The 5,319-nt window shown below is 35.8% G+C and carries 5 protein-coding genes and 1 pseudogene; 1 reads left to right on the top strand and 5 read right to left on the bottom strand.

Translation table 11 applies throughout. From position 1 onward, the window contains the following. Positions 1-59 precede the first annotated feature (59 nt). The 4 genes from HCR01_RS31370 to HCR01_RS31360 form a co-directional block, all read right to left on the bottom strand. Positions 60-1,757 carry a pyridoxal phosphate-dependent decarboxylase family protein gene (locus HCR01_RS31370; RefSeq protein ID WP_193199907.1) on the bottom strand — a complete coding sequence of 566 codons (1,698 nt, stop codon included), beginning with the start codon at positions 1,755-1,757 and terminating at the stop codon, positions 60-62. 70 nt (positions 1,758-1,827) lie between these two features. Then, complete coding sequence (locus tag HCR01_RS31365) at positions 1,828-2,946, bottom strand: acyl-CoA/acyl-ACP dehydrogenase (RefSeq protein ID WP_193199906.1); 1,119 nt, start codon at positions 2,944-2,946, stop codon at positions 1,828-1,830. A gap of 103 nt (positions 2,947-3,049) precedes the next feature. Further along, positions 3,050-3,289 (bottom strand): hypothetical protein, encoded by a 240-nt coding sequence (locus tag HCR01_RS39295; RefSeq protein WP_226889776.1) that lies wholly within the window; start codon positions 3,287-3,289, stop codon positions 3,050-3,052. 147 nt (positions 3,290-3,436) lie between these two features. Further along, positions 3,437-3,985, bottom strand: coding sequence for an EF-hand domain-containing protein (locus HCR01_RS31360; RefSeq protein ID WP_193199905.1), 549 nt, complete (start codon positions 3,983-3,985; stop codon positions 3,437-3,439). 794 nt (positions 3,986-4,779) lie between these two features. Here HCR01_RS31360 and HCR01_RS31355 point away from each other — a divergent pair. Continuing rightward, positions 4,780-4,935, top strand: coding sequence for a hypothetical protein (locus HCR01_RS31355; RefSeq protein ID WP_193199913.1), 156 nt, complete (start codon positions 4,780-4,782; stop codon positions 4,933-4,935). Positions 4,936-4,945: 10 nt separating this feature from the next. On the opposite strand, the pseudogene HCR01_RS31350 reads toward HCR01_RS31355, so the two are convergent. Next, positions 4,946-5,215, bottom strand: a pseudogene (locus HCR01_RS31350) (IS66 family transposase); the annotation flags it as partial. Positions 5,216-5,319: the final 104 nt, after the last annotated feature.

Raw genomic sequence — 5,319 nt, 5'->3', positions numbered from 1 at the left:
ACTAATTAAATTTGAAAATTTCAGTAGTTTTGTTAACAGTCTTTGGCGGCGTTAATGGATTAATTTTCTACAACCATATCTAGGAGAATATGCAAATTATCAATTATTGATAAAATATTAACAAAAGGATTAATTATTATACATTTCCAACCACTAATTGGCATCCCTGATTTGCTGACAATTACCTGATGAGAATATCCTAAAATGGGTGTGTTATGACTTCGCATATTTTTACTTGTGGCAAACAAATTGTGATTATATTCATTTATTTTTTGAGTAAAATTACAATCTTCTTCACTAGTTCCAAGTAACTCTCTGTTGTAAGCCTCCTGCGCTTCCATCCCAGGTGGATAAAAACGCCAAAGTGTGCTTGTTCCAGGAACATTTTGATTTAAAACTTGGACAGAATTTTTAAAACTGAATTGCAATTTAGATTTAAAAATGATGCTTTGTTGGATAGCATAACCAATCATAGTTTGGTATCCTTCATAGCCTAACGCATATAAATTAGCTAAAATCATTAAAGGGCCATCTCCTGGACGAGAACTTTCGGGCGTGTAAGCACCTGGAAATGAGCAGAAAATATCTTCAGTAAAATAAGGTGTTTCCTGTACATCTTTTTGCAGCAGCAACAAATCGCATTTATTTTTAAAGATTAAGGCACTAGAAGTATAAGCTGTAAAACCATGTTTATGGGGGTCAACTGTAATAGAATCTGCATAAGATAAACTAGAATATAAATTGTTTAATTTTTGAATAACATCAAGAGTATCTGTAGAAAATCCTAGAGAATTATCAGCAACTTGATAATTTTTAAATATACTATAAACCCACCCAACAGCAGCATCTACATGAATATGAGGTTTAGGGACATGATATTTTCTGCATAATTCTTCGCAAATTTTCACAACGCCTTTAACATCATCCACACCAAAAGAATCAGTCTGTCCAGCAATTAAATATATACAGACAACCTGTTTGTTTTCTTTGATAGTTTTCTCCATCTGAGATTGGAAAGCTGGCAAAGATATACTAAAATCAGGTGTAACAGAAACAGATATAACATTTTCAGTGCCGATACCAAGTAAGCGAGCTGCGTTGACATTGGTATAATGACCAAGAACTGATTGTATAACCACAGGTTCTTGATTAGAAAAGGCTTTAAAGCCTTTTTCGCCTAAACCAGGGAATGCTTTTTCCAAGGCACATCTAACTGCCCAGTAATTACTTGCAGAGCCTCCTGATGTAAAATATCCTCCTGATATTTTTGGTTCAAAACCTATAATTTCAGCTAAATGTGAAATAGCTAACTGTTCAGCTTCAATGGCTTTTCCAGCATAGCTTTCATAAACTAAATTTGGATTAATAATAGCACAAGCAAATTTAGCAAGAATAGCTGGTATTAAAGGAGGAGGAATAACATTTAGAGGAGCATATCCTGCTGAATAATTGGGAACATTTCCTAAATAATTTAGGATAATATTTTGAATAACATCTTCAATTGACCAACCTTTTGCAGGGATTTTATTGATTTCTAATTCAACTTTGAATTCTGTATTTATCGAATCTGTTAAATTTGCATCAATTAATATTTTCTTTAACCCGGCTAACAATTGAGTAACAACATCCAAAAAATCATCATCTAAATTTGTGTTATTAAGACAATATTGACTATATTTTAAAAGTAAATTATTTAATTTTTGGTTTTGATTAATTAAATAAAAATCATGTTTTTCTTGATGTATTGCCTTAATCATTTAAAAATTATTTAATCGTGAAAATTTACTTGAATCAGGAATAACTTTTAGCGTTAAGTTTTCCCCTCTTTTACATTAAAAGAAGAGTTTCACCTGATAAATATTTATCTAATGCTGGTGAAATACTGAGGCGTGAAGGGGGATGAAATGCAAGAGCATGGACAGAAGCAAGTAGGTAAGCAACCTCAGATGATTTAACAAATGACATACCACCTAAAATTTCTACAGCCTGCGTTGTGACACATGCGATCGCACGTTGAACTAAGTAACGTACAAATAGAGATTTCGCTACTGTCTTATCATCTTTCTCTCCATTCATTATGCAATAAGCCAAACCCTCAAGTGCGGCCATTGCACCTTCCACCTCGGTTGCTAGTAAAACACGCTCAGAAGGTATACCTTTGCCATCTTTGAATACACGCTCAACTAAAGCACTAGCAATACCAAGATAAGCAGCTGAGATGAATAGTTCAAACCAAATAAATGTCTGAGCCTGTACCGAATTTAAATGACCAGGTTTACCCATATAGTAAATACATTCTTGGGGTACATAAACCTCTTGGAGTCTGACCTCATCACTTTCTGTTCCTGCAAGAGGCCAAGTTTCCCAGAAAGGGTAGCGCTCTACCCCTGGTTCACTCGCTGGGATAATTACCATTACTAATTCATCTTCGTCTCCTTGGTGTGCTGGAAGCATAACACTAGCAGCCATCAAGTCCATAGATCTAGACAAACTACAGGGTTTTTTGCTACCACTGATGATTAGACCACCCACAGTTTCTTTGACTTGCATACATGAAGCAAGTATGTTTTGTCCTACTTGTCCTTCTGCAAAACCAGAAGCAAAATAGAGGTTTTGTCGAGCAACACGCTCTAGTAGAGCAAAACCAGGCTGATTAGTGATCATCACCTGAGTCATAACTACTGTGATATGGTGCATAGTCGTTGCAACTGCTAACGAAGGAGAACGACTTGCAATTGCACGTAGAATACGAATAGCTTGGAGTGGAGACGCTCCTAAACCAGCATACTCGGTTGGTATTAATAAACCAGGCCCACCAAATTCCCTAAAAACTTGGAAAGCAGGATTATTTCGGCTTTCCATTTCTAGCAGAGGAATATTTATAAGAACTGCATCCAATCCTGGAAAAAACTTTTCGAGGGTTGCTCGTTCTTGACTTAGAATCATAAGATTTGCTTTATAAGTTTGCTATAACAAGCTCTAAAGTAGATGTCAGAAATACTAATTCTCTAAAATCCTGTAACACATCAATTACCGCGTCTTCTCGGCATCATCTATAGCCTATTTTTGAACAATTGATATAAGTCATAAAATATCCCGCAGTCGTTTTTGCTCGAAGAGTGAAAGCATCAAAAATCAAATCATAAGTTTGGCAAAAAATATTATTGAAACGACTAGAGATTTTATTTATTGGTCGAGGGTAGGTACTATCCTCTGCCTCTTTCATATTAGATTCGGACGTAAAGTTTTTCTCTTTACTAGATGGCTGAATTTTAATAAATCCAGCCATCTACGAATCACACTTTGGAGACTCCTACTACTCTTCGATCAATCTTGAACAAAATGATAATTTTTCATGGTTTTAGCTAACGAAAAATTAATATTTTACTCTAGAGTGACATAAAAGGGTTAAGCAAAAGTAGCAGCCGATCAATCATTAAAATTGACCAAGAATCCAGTTACCAGGAGCATTTTCATCTTGAGAGAGATAGAACTCACGGACAAGCTTTAAAACTTCCTCCTTTGTGACAAAACCATCACCATTTGTGTCAAGCTTTTTAAAGATTGCCTCTTCTTCACTTGCTCCTAAACCATAAGCCGTGAAGAAACGCTTGTAATTTTCTAGAGTAAGTTTACCGTCATTATCAGTATCGATTAACTCTACAAGCCGGCTGGTTGAATCTATTACGTATTGATCAAATTGCTTCTGGTCATTAATAATGCTCTCGCTGTATTTGTACCATTCATCTAAGCTGACTTCATCGTTCCCATCACTATCAGCTATTTTCTTTAATTCATTCCAATGCTTTTGGTACTCTGATTTTAGTTGTTCGTATTCTGATGCTCCTGATTTTATACCTGTAACTCTAGCTATCTGAGCAGCAAGACCTTCAAAGTCATCTTGATTTATTGCCCCATCACCATCTAAATCATAACTTTGAAATTCAACTTTTAGCTTGCGCTTTTGGAGTTCTGACAATGCCATAACTTTTGTCCTTTATAATTTGCAAAAAATTTAGCCTTCTAAATAGAAGACAATTTGTATTACCTTCGCGAATTTTTGACGATAAAGATAGCTTAACATTAAGTAAACTATGTAGTTTTTATACTTTTCACGATAGTTTAACCTGTGTTTTAGCTATTTTTTCTCCATAATTCTAGAGCAGTCATACAAAATTGCATAAATAATTAATGAGCCCTATTAATTGGGATAACATTTCTGTAATTTGAAAAAAAATAAATAGTAACTAGATAAGATATCAAATTTAGTAATACCCTAACTGGAATCTAAATTTTAAATTCAAATATACAGATATGACTCTTGGCGAAAAAGTCATTAATTAATTATTTATAGGCATCTTGATAGTCTCATATCAAAATAGAAAATACAAGGACAGTTAAGACACTTAAGACACTTAAGACCAATTCTCTGTAAGCTCAGGGCGAACGCATCTCAGTATAGTACACATGTACTAAAAGAAAAAGAAAGAGCTTGTCACGTAACAATCTTGCCTTTTTTAAGTTAGAAAGGCTTGCTCAATAAGCTTTCTAGATAGCAAATTGTAAAAGTTGTTTCTTGACAAGCTAAAAGGTAACAATCGCTGATAGTATGGAGGTTGAGCAATAACGCCATTCGCCGTTACTCGGCTCTTGGCTGGGGTTTCCTGATTTCATCCCTTCGTGCTTGTGCATTGGTGTTGATCAAATTTTGATGTACACTCTCACCGACAACATACGTATATAATTTTAGACAGTTCTGAAAAATAACGTAATCAACCGATGTTAAGGATTGGGTCTGTAATTGGTTCTATTGCTGGTTCCTTGAGTAGTGCAATTGTTGGTTCAGCTATTGGTTGTGTTGTTGGTATTGGGAGTGGTTCAGCAACAGTTGTATTACTAATGTCTTTGGGTGCTTCTGTTGTTGGGTCAGTGTAAGGATTCAGGTCTAAAATTGAGGTACTAGGGCAAGGGCGAGACTGAGAATTAATAGAGTCAGCAAGTAGTGCTTGGACAAAAAATTAATGACAGACCTACCTTGACGGCGACAAGTTTGTAGTACCGTCAACAAATTAGCAGTGTGTTGAAACCGCTCCATCGAACGGGAACCATCACTAACCTTACGTTTCGTGACAGCTAAACGCAGCGGGCGTTCAGCGAGATTGTTATCAGGAGGCACTTCAGGGTTATCAAGGAAATACCACCATTGGTGAGCTTTATGGGTGGCCGCCGAGATACGGATACCGTTGGCGAATTCCCCAAACAGCTAAACTGAACCGATTAGTTCAGCAATGAAACGATTGAGAACCTTCTGAGCAGTTT

The sequence above is a fragment of the Nostoc sp. MG11 genome, from assembly GCF_014904695.1.
GTDB lineage: Bacteria > Cyanobacteriota > Cyanobacteriia > Cyanobacteriales > Nostocaceae > Komarekiella.
This window is presented reverse-complemented; position numbering and strand designations above follow the sequence as displayed.

What these genes read in the sequence shown, in the direction of transcription:
- HCR01_RS31360 (WP_193199905.1), bottom strand. Translation starts at nt 3,985, where the DNA reads ATGGCATTGTCAGAACTCCAAAAGCGCAAGCTAAAAGTTGAATTTCAA.
- HCR01_RS31370 (WP_193199907.1), bottom strand. Translation starts at nt 1,757, where the DNA reads ATGATTAAGGCAATACATCAAGAAAAACATGATTTTTATTTAATTAAT.
- HCR01_RS31365 (WP_193199906.1), bottom strand. Translation starts at nt 2,946, where the DNA reads ATGATTCTAAGTCAAGAACGAGCAACCCTCGAAAAGTTTTTTCCAGGA.
- HCR01_RS39295 (WP_226889776.1), bottom strand. Translation starts at nt 3,289, where the DNA reads ATGGCTGGATTTATTAAAATTCAGCCATCTAGTAAAGAGAAAAACTTT.
- HCR01_RS31355 (WP_193199913.1), top strand. Translation starts at nt 4,780, where the DNA reads ATGTTAAGGATTGGGTCTGTAATTGGTTCTATTGCTGGTTCCTTGAGT.